Raw genomic sequence first — 18377 nt, forward strand, 5'->3', positions numbered from 1 at the left:
GCACCATCGAGTGGGCACTGTTTGCTTCCTTTCTCAATCAAGGAGAAGTGTGTGTGGCTGCTTCGCGAATTCTTGTTCAACGACGCGTTTATGATTCGTTTATCGATCAGTTGATCAAAAGGCTGGCTTCCCTCCATATTGGAGATCCTTTCGAGGAAAACACTGAGATGGGACCATTAATCAGCTCCTCACATTTAGAAAAAGTGGAAACGTATATCCAGATCGGCTTGCAGGAGGGGGCAGTGCTGCTACAGGGAGGAGAACGAATCAAAGAACGGGGGTATTATCTCACCCCTGCCGTTTTCGCCCATGTCCGTCAAGACATGCGCATCGTACAAGAAGAAATCTTTGGTCCTGTCATTACCGTACAACCGTTTGAACATGACGAAGAAGCCATCGGCCTGGCGAACGATACGATATACGGACTAGCAGCTGGCATATTCAGCCGAGATCTCGAACGGGCGGAACAAATCGCCGGAAAATTGAGAGCAGGAACGATTTGGATTAACAGCTATCACACTCCTTATGTCGATGCCCCTTGGGGAGGATTTAAACAAAGCGGAATCGGCCGGGAGCTTGGGCCGCAAGGATTCGCCGCTTTTACCGAAACAAAACATGTCAACATCAGCCAACATGGCAAACAACTCGGATGGTATTCGTCGTACTCCTGATTTCGTCCTTAGGACGAAATCAGTGTAAGTGAATTGTTCTGAATATTTAAAATAAAAAATCAAGGAGGAATGATCCTCATGAAATGGACAGAACGGTTGGGTCATGATGATATTCGGCCGACCCCGATGAACGAACGGAGCATGAACTTCTTTAGCACGTTTACTCTTTGGATTGCGGCAAATGTTGTGATTACTACAGTAATGACGGGAATGATGTTTGTTCCTGACATTTCCTTCTCCAACGCCATGCTGGCGATTATTGTCGGTTCGGCGATCGGCGCCATTCCGCTCGCCCTTACCGGAAACATCGGCATCCGCACCGGGCTCCCTACAATGGTGATAACAAGAGCGGCCTTTGGACAAAAAGGAGCCATCCTTCCCGCCCTTGTCAACACCATCATTTTAATCGGCTGGAGCTGGATTCAAGCCTATATGGCTGGCCTTAGTCTGAATTATGCCGTCCATTACACCACTGGATACAGCAATATTAATCTATTTGTGATCTTGACGGAACTTCTTGTTGTGATCATTACGATTTTTGGCCACCGAGGGGTGGAACGAATTGAAAAATATATATCGATCGCCATGTTGATTTTATCTTTCCTTGTTTTTTACAAAATTTTTACGACTTACGACATTTCTACACTAGTAGAAATGAAATTGAGCGAGCATCCATCCATCAGTACGATCCTTGCCTTTGATATCGTCGTCGCCACCGCTTTTTCTTGGATGTCGACGGTTTGCGATTTCAACCGCAACTGCCGCTCAGAAACAAGCGGGTTTTGGGGAACGTATTTTGGCTATCTTGTCGCTTCCATTGTCGCGATGGGACTTGGGGCCGTCGTCAGCGGCTTTAGCATTGCCTCGGACATGGAACGGACTTATGATCCCACCATTCTCCTTGCGGCTTACGGGTTTGGATTGATCGCATCCATCGTCGTTTTCTTTTCTGTACTCTCGACCAATGTCATGGCATTATATAGCGCCACGATGTCGTTTATGAACGTCTTCCCGCGCGCAGGCTTTTGGAAACCGACATTGATCATGGGAGTGATTTGCACGCTTGGCGCCTTGCTGAAAGAAGTACTGATGTCCCACTTCTTTAACTTCATTATGCTGATTGCCACGTTGTTCATTCCTGTGTTTGCGATTGTGCTCGTTGATTACTTTTTTATCAAAAAAGGGGTATACGACGCGGAAGATATTTTGTACGATACAAAAGGTCAATATCGTTATCAAAAAGGAGTCAACATCGCCGCCTACATCACCTATATCGTTGGAGCTGTCTTCGCCTATTATTTTACGTACATTCATCCGCTTGCCGTCGGCTCCACCATGCTAACGTTTCTTTTATCGGGAGCTGTTTATTGGGGGTTGATGAAATGGACAAAACAAATATCTGCGAGCACGAATACGGTCGAGCTTGAATCTCCCACTCACTTGGAGGGATGATATGAACAGATCGTTTGACATCGCGTTGGCGCAGATGACGCCGGCGAACGGCGACATTGGCGCCAACTTGGCCAAAATGGAAGCTATCATCAATGAGTGCAAACGAAAGTTCCCTAATGTCCGCCTTCTTCTGTTCCCGGAACTTTGCACCACTGGTTACGTACTGTCAGAAATGCTAAAAGAGGCGGCCCAGACATGGGACGGCTCTACGTTCCAATACATGAGCCAACTTGCTCAAAAATTCCAATTGTATATTGCCTACGGGTACGTCGAAAAAGATCGTACAGAAAATATATACAACTCTCTTATGTTGATTCATCCCAATGGACAATGTATCGGAAATTACCGAAAAATCCACTTGACTCCTTTTGAAAAAGCCTGGTTTTCTTCGGGAGCCGAGCCGGTGCTGGTGGATACCGACCTTGGCCGCATCGGTCTGATGATTTGTTGGGACTTAGCTTTTCCGGAACTAGCAAGATACCTAGCCGTCCATGGAGCCGAGCTTCTTCTCGTTCCATGTGCTTGGGAATCTCCATTTCATGCACCGTTTCAAAAATTCGCCATGGCACGAGCGATCGATAACACGATTTATGTGGCGGCATGCAATCAAATTGGATCGTCTTCTTCTTTCCATTTCTTTGGTTTATCCTCTATTTATGGGCCGGATGGAAGGAAAATAGCCGCAGCCAACATGAATGGACGGGAAGAGCTCGTACACGCTATGATCGATCAAAATCAACGCCAAGCGTTAAAGAAACACTTTTACACCATGATGGACGAACGACGAATCGACCTTTACCGACAATGGATTTGGAGGGAATGACGAGAACATGATCATCCAAAAACTCATCGACCTCACCATGCCGATCACGGCCCAAACTCCGGTGTACCCGGGGGATCCGAAGCCGCACATCGAACCGGCGGCGACATTCGCCCAAGACGGCTACCACGTCAGCCGCCTTGTGCTCGGTTCGCACAGCGGCACGCACATCGATGCGCCGTTCCATTTTTGCGAGCATGGCTGGCGGTTGGATGACGTGCCGCTCACCTATTTTCTTGGCCGCGGCATCGTGATCGATGCCACCGGGAAAGCGGAAGGCGAAGCGGTAACGATGGCCGATGCCGCTCCGTATATCCCGAAGCTGTCGCCGGGAACCATTGTGTTGTTTCATACCGGCTGGTCGCAATACGCCGGAACAAAGCGGTATTTTTCCCATCCGTACGTTGCGCCGGAGGTGATTGAAGCGATGCTGGAGCGAGGCGTGCGGACGTTTTTCATCGACGCGCTCAACATCGACCCGCCGGACGGCTCCTCGTTCCGCGCCCACGAGCTTATTCTTGGCGCCAACGGGGTGATTGGGGAAAATTTCGTGAACTTCGAGCAAATCGATTTTGATGACCCGTATATTATTGCCCTCCCCCTTTCCTTGCCTGGCTGCGACGGTTCGCCCGTTCGGGCGGTGGCGGTGCAATGGGCATAAAAAACAGCAGCGGCTAAACGCCCCGCACATGCTTTGCGCGGGGCGCGGCCTTGGGCTATTTGAGCCATTTGATCACTTTCGCCGGGTTTCCGCCAACGACCGCGTTGGCGGGGACATCTTTTGTCACGACCGCCCCTGAGGCGATGACAGCGTTGTCGCCGATCGTGACGCCCGGGTTGATGACGGCCCGCCCGCCGATCCAGACGTTATGGCCGATCACAACCGGCTTTCCGTACTCCAACCCGGAATTTCGTTCGTGCGGATCGAGCGGGTGAGTCGCCGTATAAATGTGCACACCAGGACCAATAAAACAATGGTCGCCGATTCGCACTTCACATACATCCAAAATCACGCCATCAAAGTTCATAAAAAAGTTTTCACCGACGTGAATGTTGTAGCCGTAGTCGCAGCGGAAGTTCGGCTCGATAAACAGCCGTTCTCCCGTTGAACCGAACAGCTCCTTCAGCAGAGCGGTTCGCTTTTCATATTCCGTTTCCAACGTTTCGTTATACAAACGAACGAGCCGCCGCGCCCGCTCCCGCTCCTTGACGAGCTCCGGATCAGCGGGATTGTACAAGTGTCCCGCTACCATCTTTTCTTTTTCGGTTTTCATCGAACCCCTCCAACATTTCATGCATTCGTTTCAAAACTCCATGGAATGATCTTATCGTCCTTCAGAAAAACCGTTCCCTGTCATCGTTTCGATGCGCACGCCTTCCCGATAATAGGCCTCCATCACATCCTTTGGCACCATGCTTCCGCCGGTAGCCCAGCCAATATGGACGGCGTTTTTCATCTTTTCTTTCAAACCGTTTGCCTCTACGTACGTTTGCCCCGCCAAATCACGAAACAGCCGAACAGGCCCCGCCACCCCCGCCAAGGCGGACGGCTCTAAATAGATTTCCTCCGTTTCCACCATCGCCGCGAGCAAGCGGTAAAGCGTCGCATCGTCCACCGTATAGACGCCGCTGATGACGTTCTCAAGCATGTTCCCCACCAGCCGCGACGGCCGCCCCACTGCCAGCCCGTCCGCTTCGGTCTTATTGTCGAGGCCAAAATCTTGCACCGACACGCGGTCGTGCTCTCCTGTCATCAACCCAAGCAGCATGCAAGGCGAATGCGTCGGCTCAGCGAAAAAGCAATGGACATGATCGCCGTACACAAGCTTCAGCCCAAACGTCACCCCGCCCGGACCGCCGCCGACGCCGCAAGGAAGATACACAAAGAGCGGATGGGTTTCATCAACCGTGATGTTCATGTCCTCTAATTGCTTTTTCAGCCGAAACGCCGCCACCGCATAGCCTAAAAACAGATGGATCGAGTTTTCATCATCGATAAAATACGACGTTGGATCCTCGGCGGACTGTCTTCGCGCCTCTTCCACCACTTTGTTGTAATCAGTGAGATGTTCGATGACGGTGACCCCTTTGCTTCGCAATAAGTCTTTTTTCCATTGTTTCGCATCGGCTGACATATGAACGGTGACGCGGAACCCAAGCTGCGCCCCGATGATGCCGATGCTCAAGCCTAAATTTCCTGTCGAACCGACGACAAGCGAATAGCGGGAAAAGAACTGCCGGAATTCTTCGCTGTCCATGACCGCATAGTCGTCTCCTATGGTGATCATCCCGTTGGCGAGCGCGAGGTCTTCCGCATGTTTCAGAACCTCGTAGATTCCCCCTCTCGCCTTGATCGACCCGGAAATCGGGAGATGGCTGTCGCATTTTAGCAACAGCTCCCCCTCGATGTTGGTCTGAAACATCTTTTCCAAACGCCGTTGCATGTTCGGAATCCGGACTAAAGGGGATTCGATGATGCCATAGGCCGGCCGCGTCTCGGGAAATGCCTTCGCGATGTAGGGGGCAAAGCGGCGCAATCGTTCTTCCGCCTCCTTGACATCGCGTTCGCGTAAAGGAATCGTTCGAATGGCTTGCGCGAACGCGTGATATTTTGGATTGCGCCAAAACACCTCTTCGGCCGCCATGATCGTTTTAAGCAGCGGGAATTTCTTTATCCACTTTTGGATTTCGTTTTTGGTCATCATGCACCATTCTCTCCCATTCGTGTTTGTCGTTTCGCACCCTGGGCGGATGCCGGTCCAAAGTCCGCTTCATTGTTTGTCGAACCGTTTACCTCCAGTCTCGCGAAAACCGCTTCCATTGTCAATGGGGAGGAAGGAAAATGGGTTGTGGGCGACATTCAGGAGTGATCGCCAGCCTCGTCGGAACGGCCAAGCAAGGTGCGATCTGCTTTGAAAAACGCCTGTCTTTCCATTATGATGAAAGAGGCAAACCATATCGTGGAGATGATGATCATGAGCAATCGCCGCGGTTTATCGCTTTTGTTTCTCGTGATGTTTTTGGTCATGGCCGGGTTTGGCATCATTATCCCTGTCCTTCCGTTTTACGCTGAAACAATCGGCGCTTCCCCGACACAACTCGGCTGGTTGATGGCCGTTTATTCGCTCATGCAATTTTTATTTGCGCCGATGTGGGGGAATTTATCGGACCGCTATGGACGAAAGCCGATGCTGCTTGTCGGCATTTTCGGTTTGGCTCTTTCGTTTTTCTTGCTCGCCGTCGCGACAAAGCTTTGGATGTTGTTTACCGCTCGCATCATCGGCGGATGTCTATCGGCGGCCACGATGCCGGCCGCTATGGCGTACGTCGCAGATGTGACAACCGAAGAAGACCGGGGCAAAGGAATGGGGATGATCGGAGCGGCCGTTGGGCTTGGATTCATTTTCGGACCGGGGATCGGCGGCGTGTTCTCGAAAGCGAGCTTAACCGCTCCGTTTTGGATGGCAGGCAGCTTGGCGCTCTTGACCGCTCTATTCGTTTTCGTTTTCTTGCATGAGTCACTTCCGAGAGAAAAGCGAACGAATATACGAACAAAGCGGCCATCGCTTGCGGCCGCCCTCCAAGGGCCTGTAGCGCGCCTATACTTACTGCAGCTGATCACAACGTTTTCCCTCGCTGGACTTGAAGCGACGTTCGCCTATTTTGCCGCTGAACGTGCGGGGCTTTCGTCGACGGAACTTGGCTACATCTTTATGATCATGGGGCTTGCAGGAGCCGTCGTCCAAGGGGGGCTTCTTGGAAAACTGATCCGCTCATTCGGGGAAGGCGCTGTCATTCGTTTCGGGCTGTTCCTGTCAGCAGTTGGCTTTTTTCTCATTTTATTCGTTCATAGCTTTTGGACAGCCGCGCTCTATTTAACGATTTTCGGCATTGGCAACGGCGTCATCCGCCCGTGCGTCTCCGCCTTGTTAACGAAGCATACAGCGGATGGCCAAGGAAGTGCGACAGGCGTTTTATCCTCGTTCGATTCGCTCGGCCGCATTGGCGGTCCGGCGATCGCCGGCTGGCTGTTCACCTTAAAGCCCAGTTTGCCATATGCGGCAGGAATTGCGCTTACATTCATTTCCTTTTCCGTTTTTCAATCGTTCCAACGCGCGATGATGCAAAAAGACACGTCCCTTTGATTCAAGAGGGGATGGGGGTGACCCGCTACACACGCAAGTGCAAGTCTTATGGATAAAAGGAGGAGGAATGCTTTGAACATCGTTCCAATCAAACAATTGAACCGCGCCATGGTCAACCAGTTTTTCACCAACCATTGGGGAAGTCCGCAAATGGTTGTCTCGACCGGCATCTATAACTGCAGCGAACTGGATGGATTTGCGGCTGTCGAGAATGGACAGCGGATCATCGGGCTCATTACGTTTGTGATTCGCGGAAACGAATGCGAGATCATCTCGCTAGACAGCATAATGGAAAACCGCGGCGTCGGCAGCACCCTTTTGCATGAGGCGGAGACATGGGCGAGACAACAAAGGTGCACCGCTGTTCAACTGATCACCACCAACGACAACTTGCATGCGCTTCGTTTCTACCAAAAGCGCGGCTACCAAATTGTGAATGTCTTTCCGAACGCTGTCGACAAGGCGCGGCGAATCAAGCCAAGCATTCCGAAAACAAGTCCTGACGGCATTCCAATTCGGGATGAGTTATTGCTGGTGAAACCACTGGCGTGACACGATGTGATGATGACGCCGTATTGGAAAAGAAGCATCGGCCTCCTCCCGAGACCGGTGCTTCTTTCAATTTTTTGAACACTCCTCCACCTATGACGCTAGCCGTGAGGAGTGTCAAATTTCGGTGGCGATATGATAAATGTAATATACCCCATAGGCGATGCTGATGAGGGAAACGGTTTTCACCATCCATTGGTTCATGGCTTGCTGTCTCGCTTTCATCCAAACGAACGGAACGCCAAGGAATGTCGTGAATAACATCATGCCGATGACCGTCCCTAAACCAAAAATCAAAATAAAGGAAAGCGCCATCCAAGTTCCTTTGACCGTCGTCATCGTCAACAACACCATCCCAGCGCTTCCGGCCAATCCATGGATAATGCCGATCAATGTCGATTTGATATGTAAATGATGAATATCGTCATGGTGATGGTGATCCATGCTCATTGTCGAGCGAAAACTGGCGATTCCTAAAATGACGATCATTACGCCAACGGTCATTTCAAGGTAAGAAGCAACCTGTTCAGGAATTTGCCGCTCAAAGGCGATCATCACCATCCCGACAACGAGCAGCGTCAACGTATGGCCGATTCCCCAAAACATGCCGGCCAGTGACGAAAGAGAGAGCTTTTTCGTCCGACTGACGATCGTGGAAACAGCAATCACATGATCCGGTTCCGTCGCATGTTTCATTCCTAGCAACAATCCAAACAAGAGTACAGGCCATATCGCTCCCATTGTCCCATTCCTCTCCCTTGTCATTAATATTTCCGCCAACAGACCAGCGCTTCCTCACCGCATTGTTGGCGAATAAACTGTTGGACGCGTTGAAATATCGCTTCGATGGCCGATGTTTCATACGCCAATATACGTACAGAAAAGCCTGGAACGGCTGCCGCTGAAAAACCGCAGCGAACCTCTTGCGGCATCTCTTCCATTAATTGGTTGAACTGTTCTAACACTTCCTTTGTGATGAACGGAGAAAGAGCCACGAATGATCCGACATGCGTATAGCCGCCAAGCTGCAGCATGCTCATTAAGTGCTGCCGCGAATCCAAGTACAGATGATCAAACAGAACGAGCACTTCGTCTTGATACACCTTCAGTTTCGAACGAATCCAATCGTAGCGGAACAGCTCGCCGCTTTCCGACCATCCAGGTGTGATGATTTCGCCATAAACGAACGTGGAGCTTGGCGTGATGTACACCGTCGTTTCTTGATAAAAGCGCGCATGCTCATAGGCGATCGTCGGGTCGGGGAAATATTCAAGTACGCTTTGCTCCCCAAGTGACAATCGTGTATACTGCCTTACAGGCGTTGAAGGAGTTTTGTAGATTTTCGCCGCCGACTGGGTCGTCACCATCAACCGGGCGCTGGGCTCGAGGAAGATTTCCATATCATATGAATCCCCATCGACATACCCGCCGCCCACGTGGACAAGATATAACGTCGGATGAGCCGGGTCGAGGTAAACAGGACGCATCAGTTTCAGCGCCCCTTCACTATAGTTGTCCAAAATGACGGTGCGGCCGTTTTTCACGACCGCTGTACATCGCAAACGCCCCGTCCAGCTCATTCTTCCAGCCCTGCCAGCAGCACCTGTTTTTCGATCCAATCCACAACGTCAAAAAGACCAATCTCTTCTTTTAAATTCGTAAAAATGACCGGCTTCGCCCCTCGCGCTGCTTTGGCGTCCCGTTCCATCACTTCCAGACTGGCGCCGACGTAAGGGGCAAGGTCGATTTTGTTGATCACGAGCAAATCCGACTTAATCATCCCTTGCCCGCCTTTGCGCGGAATTTTCTCCCCTTGGGCGACGTCGATGACATAAATGGAGAAATCGACCAACTCCGGGCTGAAGGTCGCCGCCAAGTTATCGCCGCCGCTCTCGATCAAAATGAGTTCCACATCTGGATGGCGCCGTTTCAGTTCATCAATGGCCGCAAAATTCATTGGAAGTTAAACGGCGTAATCGCTCCAATGACGCCGATCGGCTCGCGGACCGTCAAGGCGATGCGATGTTCCCCGCCCGGCGCGGCGTCAAGCGGCAGCGTTTCCCCGTGAATGCGCTTCGCTTCTTCGGCGGCGAATTTGTACGTTTGGGTCGTGCGGGCGACTTCCCCTTTCGCCGTGGTGATCGGTTTGGCTGCTTCCAAGGCGATCAACTTCGCCGCTTCTTCCTGCCGCTCTTTCAGCTGCTCGACGACCCGCTCTAAAATGGCGGCTCGTTCATGCGCTGGCATGGCAGTCATCGTTTGCCGCGCGGCGTATGCCGCGGCAATGGCTTCATCGACTTCTTCTTCTGTCGCTGTCGGAATTTCGGCAATCGTCTCGCGTGAGTATGGCGATTTCAGCTCAGTGTACGACTTGGCTTCCCGCCATTCGCCGTTGATGTATAGTTTTTTTCTTTCCGCCATGTTCTCATCCTTTCCCTAACTAGTATTCGCAACCCAAACATTGCCTGTGTCAATACATTTTTTATTTCGCCACAAATTTGCTAGAATCCTCTTTTCTGATCCGTTTATAGGGCATGTTGCTGATCCTCTATCATTTTATTCCCCTCTTTCAAATTGGAGGATGGAAAGAGGTAAGAAAAAACCACAATAGAAACGATACTCACCCCAATTCCATACATAATCGGATTGGTCGAACTCAATCCCTCCACCGCTAAACCAGCCAGCACAACGACGGAACTAATCACGATGGAATAAAAACCAGCTTTCGCTGTTGCTCGCTTCCAAAAGAAACCGAGAACCACTGGTACGAAAATGGCGCCTGACAAAATGGCATAGGCTACATCCAATGCGACAAGAACATCCTGAATCCAAATAGCAAAGATAATGGCGACAATCCCAACCGCTAGCGTCATCATTCTGGACAAAAGGACAAACTGTCGATCGCTCATATTTTTGAGCCAATATTGCTTCAAAATATCATGCGATAACAGAGTAGACGAGGCAAGCAATGTTCCGGAGGCCGTTGACATGAGAGCAGAACATACGCTGGCCAAAATGAGCCCTAACAAGCCGTGTGGCAAAATCTCTAATGACATGTTGGCAAATACGTTTTGCGGATCGTTCATATTCGGAAAAACAATCACCCCGCACATGCCAATGACGCTTAACGCTACGGCATAAGCAACGCTGTAGAGACCAGCATATATTGCGCCGCCTCGGGCAATGTTCGGTGTTCTGGCCGTAAACACCCGTTGCCAAATATCTTGTGATACCACCATTCCTAACGTATAGAGCAAGAAGTATTGGAAAATATTTGCCCATCCCATGGACGTCAGATCAAAATGCGACGCTGGCAATCGCTCCAAAAGCGATGTCCATCCGCCGACATGGGACAAACTCATTGGCAACATTACGAAGAAAATGCCGACTGTCATGACGATAAACTGAATGATGTCCGTCATCGTAACGCTCCACATGCCCCCGAGAATCGTGTAAAACAGCACGATCCCCCCGCCGACTAACATCGAAACGGTCATGCTCCAACCTAAAACAGCATGAATGATTGTGCCCATCCCAATGACTTGTGTCACCGAAACCATCAGCGTATAAATCGCGGCAACCAACGCGCTGATCAAACGCGTTTTCTGATTGTAACGGCGGCCAAGCAGTTCGCTGATCGTGGTCACATGGGCGCCGTAAATTTGGTTTGTAAAAAACAGACCGAGCACAGCAATGCCCAAGCCAATCATAAAAACAAACCACATACCCGAAATCCCAAATTGATACCCTAACTTCGCCGTCCCAATCGTTGAAGCGCCGCCCAAAATCACAGCAGACAGACATCCAAGATAGACAAATAGTCCGAGATTTCGGCCTGCCAACGCAAAATCTTCGGCGGTTTTCGCCCGCTTCGCCCCCAAAATCCCTGCGACGATCAATACGAGAAAATAACATAAGAGAACCCCACTATCCAGTGCGTTCATAACCATTCCCCCATCCTCTTATAATTCAGAAATCGATCTCCTTCGAGGTCCTTTCATAAAGGCAGACATTCCTTCAACGAGACACGACATCGGTTCCTGAATACACCCAATTTCCAAATTGCAATCGACATGTGCCCCCTCTTTTTTCATTTTCCAGAAGCGAACGAATGCACACCGATTTCCGCTTCATATTCGGTCAACGCCTCGTCGAGCATGCTTAATCCTTCGTCAATCTGTTCTTTTGTCACGATCAGCGGTGGGATCATGCGAATCACTTCTCCTTGATTGCCGCATAGATAGAAAAGAACACCTTTTTGCAGGCAACGATTCAAAATATTCATCACTCCCTCCCCATTCGGTTCGCCAGTATGCGGATGGACGATCTCGATGCCGATCATCAGACCGATCGAACGCACGTCTCCAATGACGGGATGCTTCCTTTTTAAAACTTCCAGTTTTTTTCGCGCGTATTCCCCAACTTCCCTGCAATTTTCCAACAATTTTTCTTCCCTAAATACTTCTAAAGTCGCCAGCGCCGCCTCGCATGCGATGGGGTTGCCGCCAAAGGTTGTCCCATGGCTGCCGAGCGGCCACTGTTTCATTAATTCTTTCGAAGCCACTGTTGCACTTAATGGAAGACCGGAAGCGATGCCCTTCGCAATTGCCATAATGTCTGGAGTGACATCGAATGTTTGAGCGGCAAACCACTCGCCAGTACGACCAAAACCTGTCTGTACTTCATCGAAAATAAGCAAAATTTCATAGCGATCACAAATTTCCCTCATCTTGTGAAGCCACCCTTTGGGAGGCACAATATATCCTCCTTCTCCCAACACCGGCTCTACAATCATGCATGCCACTTCTTCCGGAGTCACTTGATGGGCAAACAAAGAAGCCACGTCGTTTTCAAGCTTATTGGCAAAGTACACATCTGGATCCTCCTCAGCCGGACAATCCTTTGGATTGGCATATGGAAGTTGATACGTCAACCCGTTTGGCTGCAGGTACTTCCGATATTTGCTTTTCGATGTGCTGACACTAAGCGCCCCTAATGAACGGCCATGAAAGCATCCGGTAAATGAAATGACGTATGGCCTTCGCGTCACGTGTTTCGCTAATTTGATCGCACCTTCGATCGCTTCTGTTCCACTGTTGGCAAAAAAGAAGCAGTCAAGTCCTTCCGGCAAAATTTTCATCAGCTCTTCGGCCAAACGCAGAATTGATTCATACATGATGACGCCGCTCGGCCCGTGCATCAGGCGGTCTGCGGCCTCTTTGATGGCCTGCACGACTTTTGGATGGCGATGACCCGTATTGGCCACGGCAATACCGGAAGTAAAATCAAGGTATTTTTTTCCATCTAATCCGTAATAGTAGCATCCTTCTTCCTTGACAACCGGCAGATTCGGATGGTCTTTCGCCATCGTTGGCGCGAGCAGGTCGGGCATTTTGTGAAAGAGAGGCATCCAGTTGCTCTGTGTCACGCACAACTCCTCCTTTGGTTCAGACATGTTTGTTCATCGAAAACACAAAGACGCAATTTTTGTGCCATCATTTAAACTATTCTATATTTTTAGCCAATACCTCGCATTAACCTCCAACTTATTCTTCTGTTTTAGACTCCTATCATGACTTTGTTTACCATCCCCGATATCATTCATTTTTGAATCAAAAAATTCATTCTTGAATTAACACAGATGGTTCTTCTTCCAAGAAACATTTCCTCGTAGCAAAGAGATGGTTTTCAAATTAAAAAACCGCACCACAAAAAGGTGGCACGGTCCAAAAAACAGGATGTCGCCATCACCTTTTTCGACTGCATCGCGAAGTTTTCATGAGTAGTTTGGTCAGGAATCACTTATCATGCCAATTCAGCAATGACCTCTTCGATGACATCCAATGCTTCCTCCAGCTGTTCGTCTGTGATGACAAGCGGCGTTAATAGACGAATGACATTGCTGTATAGGCCCGCACTCATGACGATGACACCACGTTGATGGCATTCTCGCAAAATGGCGGCCGTTAATTCCTTATTCGGCGCTTTTGTCTTTGCATCGGTGACAAATTCGATGGCCACCATGGCCCCAAGTCCCCGTACATCCCCGACCGTCTCATATTTCTCCTGCAGCCGTCTGAACCGATTGATGGCTATTTGTCCAATGACATTGGCCCGTTCAACCAACTGTTCTTGTTGCAACATACGAATCACTTCCAAAGCAGCCACGCAACCAAGCGGGCTGCCCCCGTATGTCCCGCCGATTTCTCCTGGGTTGGGTGCATCCATGACTTCCGCTCTTCCCGTCACCGCACTGATCGGCACACCTGCCCCGATGGACTTCGACATGGTCATTAAATCGGGCACAACGTCAAAATGTTCAATGGCGAACATCTTCCCCGTTCGTCCAAACCCGGTCTGGATCTCATCGGCGATAAACAAAATCCCGTATTTTTCACAAATTTGTTTGACCCCTTGAACAAATGTTTTCGACGGAACAATAAACCCGCCCTCCCCTTGCACAGGCTCCATAATGATTGCGGCTACTTCTTCTGCCGGAACTTCCGAGAGAAAAAAGTCCTCAAGCCGCCGCAAAAGCTCGGCGTCCAATTCCTCGTTGGTCATGCCCGCTGGCTTTCGGTAATAATAGGGATACGGCATTTTGTACGTATCTGGCGCAAAGGGGCCGAATCCGAATTTATATGGCTTCACTTTGCTCGTGAGCGACATCGCCAGCAAGGTCCGTCCGTGAAACCCTCTTTCAAAAGAGAGAATGGCTTTTCTCCCTGTATACTTTCGAGCAATTTTGACGGCATTTTCGACCGCTTCTGCCCCGCTGTTCAAGAAAAAGGTCTTTTTATGATGAGCGCCTGGCGTGATGTGGTTTAATGTCTCGGCCAACTCAATATATGGCTCATACATCATGACATGGAAACACGGATGAATATACTGCTCCGCTTGTTTTTGGATCGCTTCCACCACTTTCGGCGGGCAATGGCCGACATTGAGGCTTCCAATCGCCCCGGCCAAGTCGATAAACGTATTTCCATCCACATCGGTTAAGAGCGCTCCCTCTCCTTTTACCGCAAACGTCGGTACGGTGTTAAACGGCCCCCGCGGAACATTCTGTTCTTTTTTTCTTAATAGCTCCTTTGCTTTTGGTCCCGGAATCGCTGTTTTTACTTGGATATATTTCTTTGTTTCTGTCTTCATCTTTTTCTCCCTCCGTCCCATTGTGCATCGTGATCCATCTTTTTAGAGATGCAAAAAACATGCCAAAAACTTCATGGAAAATCATATGACAAGGAAAGAGGATTTTTTCACTTCTTTGATAAAGTTAGTAATAGAAGCGCTGACAGACTACTAGGAGGGAAAAGCCATGCAGCGTGCAACCGACGTCTTGGAATTCGAGTTAGACGCGATATTGAAATCATCGCATGACAATATTGTGATTGCAGACGAAAACGGCATTGTTCTTCGCGCCAGCCCGAATTGCTTGTCCATTTATGGGAAAGATGTTTCTTATTTAGTCGGAAAATCGGTCTATCAATTAGAAAAAGAAAACGTCTTTTGCCCTTCGGTTACAGCTAGAGTATTACGGGAGAAAAAAGAGGTCCAATTGATGCAGCAAACCGCAACCGGACGGGTTGTCATGGCAACAGGCGTGCCTGTATTTGACCAACAGAACCACCTTGTTCGGGTCATCAGTTTTTCCCATGATTTAACAGAGTTGGAACGCTTGAAAGAAGACTATGAAAAGCTGAGAAAGCAGATGGAACATTATCAAATCGAAATAGGGGAATTGAAACCAGAAAATATTGTCATTCAAAGCAAGGAGATGGAACGAATTTGGAAGCTCGTGCACCGCGTGGCCCAATCGGATGCGACTGTTCTTTTCCTCGGCGAGTCTGGAGTCGGAAAAAACGTATTCGCCCGTTCACTTCACCTCAATAGCCCGCGGCGAAATGAACCGTTTATCGAAGTAAACTGCAGCGCCATTCCTGAATCGTTGTTTGAATCGGAAATGTTCGGCTATGAAAAGGGATCCTTTACCGGTGCGCAAAAAACAGGAAAACCGGGGCTGATCGAACTGGCCGACAAAGGAACTCTCTTCCTTGATGAAATTGGCGAGCTTCCCTTTTCGATGCAAGCGAAACTGCTAAAAGTTTTACAAGAGAAAAAAGTCACACGCGTTGGGGGCATTAAAGAACGAACGGTCGATTTTCGCCTGATCGCCTCGACGAATCAGAATCTAGAAGAGATGGTGAAGCAAGGGAAGTTCCGCCAAGATTTATTTTATCGTTTGCATGTGATCCCGATTTATGTTCCTTCTTTACGCGAGAGAAAAGAAGATATTTTTATGTTAGCGCAATACTTTTTAGAAAAGTTTAATAAAAAATACCATATGGATAAATATCTCCATCCATCCATTGTGGACCATCTCGTCCATTATGACTGGCCTGGCAACGTGCGAGAGTTGGAAAATATGATCGAACGATTGGTCATTACTTCCGAAACAAAAGCCATTTATCCGGAATATCTCCCTTTTTCGATCCAGAAACATCCAGAGGTGATCACAACCCATCAATCGTTGGAAAAACGGAACGAACCGTCGACATTAAAAGAAGCCATTGAACAAGTGGAACGGCAATGGCTCCTGCGTGCAGCCAAACAGTGCAAAACAACATACGAGATGGCTGATTATCTTGGCATCAGCCAGCCGACGGTCGTACGAAAGCTAAAAAAGTATCGCATTAATTCAAAAATGGATTAAAATCCATTTTTGAATTATTTTTTTATATTCAATTCATTTTTGCATCAATCAACGAGAAATAGAAGATGGCAAAACAATTCATTTTACGAACAGAGAAGGAAGCAGTCCTATTCACAAATGTTTTCTTTGCCCAACATCTCCTCTTTTTTGGCACGCTTTTTGCGTCTAAATCTATTCAGAACATTTTCATTTCTTAAGGGGGTTTTTGGCATGTATCAACCAAAAGATTCATCTCAGTCTCCCCGCTTTTGCGGAGTTCGAACCTTTATGCGGTTAGAACAGATCAAAACGACAGATAACGTTGATTTTGTCGTGCTCGGTGTTCCATTCGACACTGCAGCCTCGAATCGCATCGGACAACGGTACGGTCCGCAACACATTCGCAATTTTTCTGTCCTGCTTCGCCCTTACAACCCGGACATGGATATTGATATTTTTGCCTATTGTTCGGGTGTCGATTACGGGGATATTGATGTCATTCCCGGAAATGCGTTGCGCACGTATGATCGTATCGTCGAAGAGCTGCGACCATTGTTGAAGAAAGATATCGTTCCGATTCTGATGGGCGGCGATCACTCCATTACATTGGGACACTTGCGGGCTTTTTGCGAACGCTTTGGACCAGTCGCACTCGTTCATTTTGACTCTCACAGCGACACTTGGGACCATTACTATGGAGAAAAATATATGCATGGCACGCCGTTCCGCCGCGCTGTCGAGGAAGGGCTGCTCGATGTAGATCATTCCATTCAAATCGGGATGCGCGGACCGCTTTACAGTGCCGATGATATCGAGGACGCACGACGGCTTGGTTTTGAAGTCATTCCGATGAAAGAGGTCCGGCAAATGGGCTTTTCGGAAGTAATGCGCCGCATCCATCAACGCGTCGGGGACAAACCCGTTTTCATTTCCTACGATATAGACTTTGTCGATCCTGCTTTTGCCCCGGGTACTGGCACACCGGAAGTAGGCGGACCGACCAGCTATGAAGCACTCGAATACGTAAGGGGGCTTGACGGGTTAAATATTGTCGGATTTGACCTTGTCGAAGTGTTGCCTGCTTACGACAGCGGAGAAATTACCGCTGTACTGGCTTCCTCCATTATCTATGAGATGATCACACTCGTTGCGTTAAAGAAAAAACGATTGCAGCTGAAAAACCTGTCGGCAACGACAACACCCTAAAAACACTCACAAACAAAAAGGAGCGGCTTTCGATGTCTCGGGACCATGTGTATATCAACGGAAAATGGTGCAAAGGAGAAGGAGAAAAAAGAGCAATGATCAATCCCTCGAATGAGGAAGTCATCATAGAAATCAATGAAGCATCCCAACAACAAGCCGTAGAAGCGATCCAAGCAGCCCGTCATGCCTTTCGATACACCGATTGGCCATCCGATCCGGCAAGAAGAACTGCCGCACTTCGGCAACTGGCTGATCTGTTGGAAAAAAGCGCCGAAACATTCGCTTCGATCGAGACGTTGAATACGGGGAAACCGATTCGCGAGTCGCGCCTCGATGTCAGCGATTCAATCCACTGTCTTCGTTACTATGCCGATTTCGTTGAGCAACGAACCGTTCAGGAAAAGAGAAGAGCCGATGGCACCACAAGTAAAGTGATCGAGGAGCCAATCGGGGTATGCGCGCTGATTGTTCCTTGGAATTTTCCTCTATTATTAGGAATATGGAAGATCGCCCCTGCACTTGCGGCGGGGAATACAATTGTGTTCAAACCATCAGAATTAACGCCATTATCTTTGCTAGAACTCACAAAGCTGATCGATTCCATCGGTCTCCCGCCGGGCGTGTTTAATCTTGTTCCTGGAGGCGGTTCGCCCGTTGGAGAAACATTGGTGACACATCCTGATGTGGAAAAAATATCGTTTACCGGCGGAACGGAAACCGGGCGATGGATTTACGAACAATGCGCTCGTCGTTTGAAGCGAGTGTCTTTGGAACTCGGTGGAAAATCCCCACTGCTCATTTTTGACGATGCGGATCTTACGAGCACCATCGAGTGGGCACTG

At 49.1% G+C, this 18377-nt stretch carries 16 protein-coding genes and 2 pseudogenes; 9 read left to right on the top strand and 9 right to left on the bottom strand.

The annotated features are described in order from the left end of the window. The 4 genes from VU18_RS08210 to VU18_RS08225 all read left to right on the top strand — a co-directional run. The coding region (locus VU18_RS08210) for an aldehyde dehydrogenase family protein (RefSeq protein WP_152668824.1) at positions 1-671 on the top strand (671 nt) is incomplete at its 5' end. 78 nt (positions 672-749) lie between these two features. Then, entirely contained in the window at positions 750-2123 is a 1374-nt protein-coding gene (locus tag VU18_RS08215; protein WP_023633841.1) for a cytosine permease, read from the top strand. A 1-nt stretch (position 2124) separates the two neighbouring features. Beyond that, positions 2125-2946, top strand: a complete 822-nt coding sequence (locus tag VU18_RS08220; protein WP_047757944.1) for a carbon-nitrogen hydrolase family protein — start codon at positions 2125-2127, stop codon at positions 2944-2946. Positions 2947-2953: 7 nt separating this feature from the next. Next, on the top strand, positions 2954-3604 hold the full coding sequence (locus VU18_RS08225; RefSeq protein WP_047757945.1) for a cyclase family protein: 651 nt from the start codon (positions 2954-2956) through the stop codon (positions 3602-3604). Between the two features lie 55 nt (positions 3605-3659). Here the strand turns inward: VU18_RS08225 and VU18_RS08230 are convergent, their stop codons facing one another. Together VU18_RS08230 and VU18_RS08235 are read right to left on the bottom strand one after the other, a co-directional pair. Continuing rightward, the gene (locus VU18_RS08230; protein ID WP_020960046.1) at positions 3660-4217 is read right to left on the bottom strand and encodes a sugar O-acetyltransferase; all 558 of its coding nucleotides are present in this window, start codon (positions 4215-4217) and stop codon (positions 3660-3662) included. A gap of 51 nt (positions 4218-4268) precedes the next feature. Next, positions 4269-5648 carry a D-serine ammonia-lyase gene (locus tag VU18_RS08235; protein ID WP_047757946.1) on the bottom strand — a complete coding sequence of 460 codons (1380 nt, stop codon included), beginning with the start codon at positions 5646-5648 and terminating at the stop codon, positions 4269-4271. 270 nt (positions 5649-5918) lie between these two features. On the opposite strand from VU18_RS08235, the gene VU18_RS08240 reads away from it, so the two are divergent. Both VU18_RS08240 and VU18_RS08245 read left to right on the top strand, forming a co-directional pair. Continuing rightward, complete coding sequence (locus VU18_RS08240; RefSeq protein ID WP_047757956.1) at positions 5919-7088, top strand: MFS transporter; 1170 nt, start codon at positions 5919-5921, stop codon at positions 7086-7088. A 72-nt stretch (positions 7089-7160) separates the two neighbouring features. Next, positions 7161-7640 carry a GNAT family N-acetyltransferase gene (locus tag VU18_RS08245; RefSeq protein ID WP_023633739.1) on the top strand — a complete coding sequence of 160 codons (480 nt, stop codon included), beginning with the start codon at positions 7161-7163 and terminating at the stop codon, positions 7638-7640. A gap of 114 nt (positions 7641-7754) precedes the next feature. Here the strand turns inward: VU18_RS08245 and VU18_RS08250 are convergent, their stop codons facing one another. The 7 genes and pseudogenes from VU18_RS08250 to gabT all read right to left on the bottom strand — a co-directional run bounded on the left by VU18_RS08250 (position 7755) and on the right by gabT (position 14789). Further along, positions 7755-8378 (bottom strand): urease accessory protein UreH, encoded by a 624-nt coding sequence (locus VU18_RS08250; RefSeq protein WP_023633740.1) that lies wholly within the window; start codon positions 8376-8378, stop codon positions 7755-7757. A 23-nt stretch (positions 8379-8401) separates the two neighbouring features. Beyond that, positions 8402-9217, bottom strand: coding sequence for an urease accessory protein UreD (locus tag VU18_RS08255; RefSeq protein WP_047757947.1), 816 nt, complete (start codon positions 9215-9217; stop codon positions 8402-8404). Beyond that, positions 9214-9594 (bottom strand): annotated as a pseudogene (locus VU18_RS08260) (GTP-binding protein); the annotation flags it as partial. The gene VU18_RS08255 and the pseudogene VU18_RS08260, both read right to left, overlap by 4 nt. 2 nt (positions 9595-9596) lie before the next feature. Further along, positions 9597-10058: pseudogene (locus VU18_RS08265) on the bottom strand (aldehyde dehydrogenase family protein); the annotation flags it as partial. A gap of 104 nt (positions 10059-10162) precedes the next feature. Continuing rightward, a complete protein-coding gene (locus VU18_RS08270; RefSeq protein ID WP_047757950.1) occupies positions 10163-11581 on the bottom strand; it encodes a sodium:solute symporter in 1419 nt (472 codons plus the stop codon). Positions 11582-11727: 146 nt separating this feature from the next. Then, positions 11728-13047, bottom strand: a complete 1320-nt coding sequence (locus VU18_RS08275; protein WP_110107753.1) for an aspartate aminotransferase family protein — start codon at positions 13045-13047, stop codon at positions 11728-11730. A 395-nt stretch (positions 13048-13442) separates the two neighbouring features. Next, entirely contained in the window at positions 13443-14789 is a 1347-nt protein-coding gene (gene gabT / locus VU18_RS08280) for a 4-aminobutyrate--2-oxoglutarate transaminase (protein ID WP_047757952.1), read from the bottom strand. Between the two features lie 166 nt (positions 14790-14955). On the opposite strand from gabT, the gene VU18_RS08285 reads away from it, so the two are divergent. From VU18_RS08285 to VU18_RS08295, 3 genes are all read left to right on the top strand, one after another. Beyond that, positions 14956-16350, top strand: a complete 1395-nt coding sequence (locus VU18_RS08285) for a sigma-54-dependent Fis family transcriptional regulator (RefSeq protein WP_023633844.1) — start codon at positions 14956-14958, stop codon at positions 16348-16350. A gap of 210 nt (positions 16351-16560) precedes the next feature. Next, the gene (gene speB, locus VU18_RS08290) at positions 16561-17535 is read left to right on the top strand and encodes an agmatinase (protein WP_023633843.1); all 975 of its coding nucleotides are present in this window, start codon (positions 16561-16563) and stop codon (positions 17533-17535) included. 32 nt (positions 17536-17567) lie between these two features. Further along, a partial coding sequence (locus VU18_RS08295; RefSeq protein ID WP_047757953.1) for an aldehyde dehydrogenase family protein occupies positions 17568-18377 on the top strand: 810 nt, incomplete at its 3' end.

The sequence above is a fragment of the Geobacillus sp. ZGt-1 genome, assembly GCF_001026865.1.
In the GTDB taxonomy this organism is placed as follows: Bacteria; Bacillota; Bacilli; order Bacillales; family Anoxybacillaceae; genus Geobacillus; species Geobacillus thermoleovorans.

Bases quoted from the DNA above. Each gene is read 5' to 3' on its own strand.
- VU18_RS08215 (WP_023633841.1), top strand. From the start codon at position 750: ATGAAATGGACAGAACGGTTGGGTCATGATGATATTCGGCCGACCCCG.
- VU18_RS08220 (WP_047757944.1), top strand. From the start codon at position 2,125: ATGAACAGATCGTTTGACATCGCGTTGGCGCAGATGACGCCGGCGAAC.
- VU18_RS08225 (WP_047757945.1), top strand. From the start codon at position 2,954: ATGATCATCCAAAAACTCATCGACCTCACCATGCCGATCACGGCCCAA.
- VU18_RS08230 (WP_020960046.1), bottom strand. From the start codon at position 4,217: ATGAAAACCGAAAAAGAAAAGATGGTAGCGGGACACTTGTACAATCCC.
- VU18_RS08235 (WP_047757946.1), bottom strand. From the start codon at position 5,648: ATGATGACCAAAAACGAAATCCAAAAGTGGATAAAGAAATTCCCGCTG.
- VU18_RS08240 (WP_047757956.1), top strand. From the start codon at position 5,919: ATGAGCAATCGCCGCGGTTTATCGCTTTTGTTTCTCGTGATGTTTTTG.
- VU18_RS08250 (WP_023633740.1), bottom strand. From the start codon at position 8,378: ATGGGAGCGATATGGCCTGTACTCTTGTTTGGATTGTTGCTAGGAATG.
- VU18_RS08255 (WP_047757947.1), bottom strand. From the start codon at position 9,217: ATGAGCTGGACGGGGCGTTTGCGATGTACAGCGGTCGTGAAAAACGGC.
- VU18_RS08270 (WP_047757950.1), bottom strand. From the start codon at position 11,581: ATGAACGCACTGGATAGTGGGGTTCTCTTATGTTATTTTCTCGTATTG.
- VU18_RS08275 (WP_110107753.1), bottom strand. From the start codon at position 13,047: ATGCCTCTCTTTCACAAAATGCCCGACCTGCTCGCGCCAACGATGGCG.
- gabT (WP_047757952.1), bottom strand. From the start codon at position 14,789: ATGAAGACAGAAACAAAGAAATATATCCAAGTAAAAACAGCGATTCCG.
- VU18_RS08285 (WP_023633844.1), top strand. From the start codon at position 14,956: ATGCAGCGTGCAACCGACGTCTTGGAATTCGAGTTAGACGCGATATTG.
- speB (WP_023633843.1), top strand. From the start codon at position 16,561: ATGTATCAACCAAAAGATTCATCTCAGTCTCCCCGCTTTTGCGGAGTT.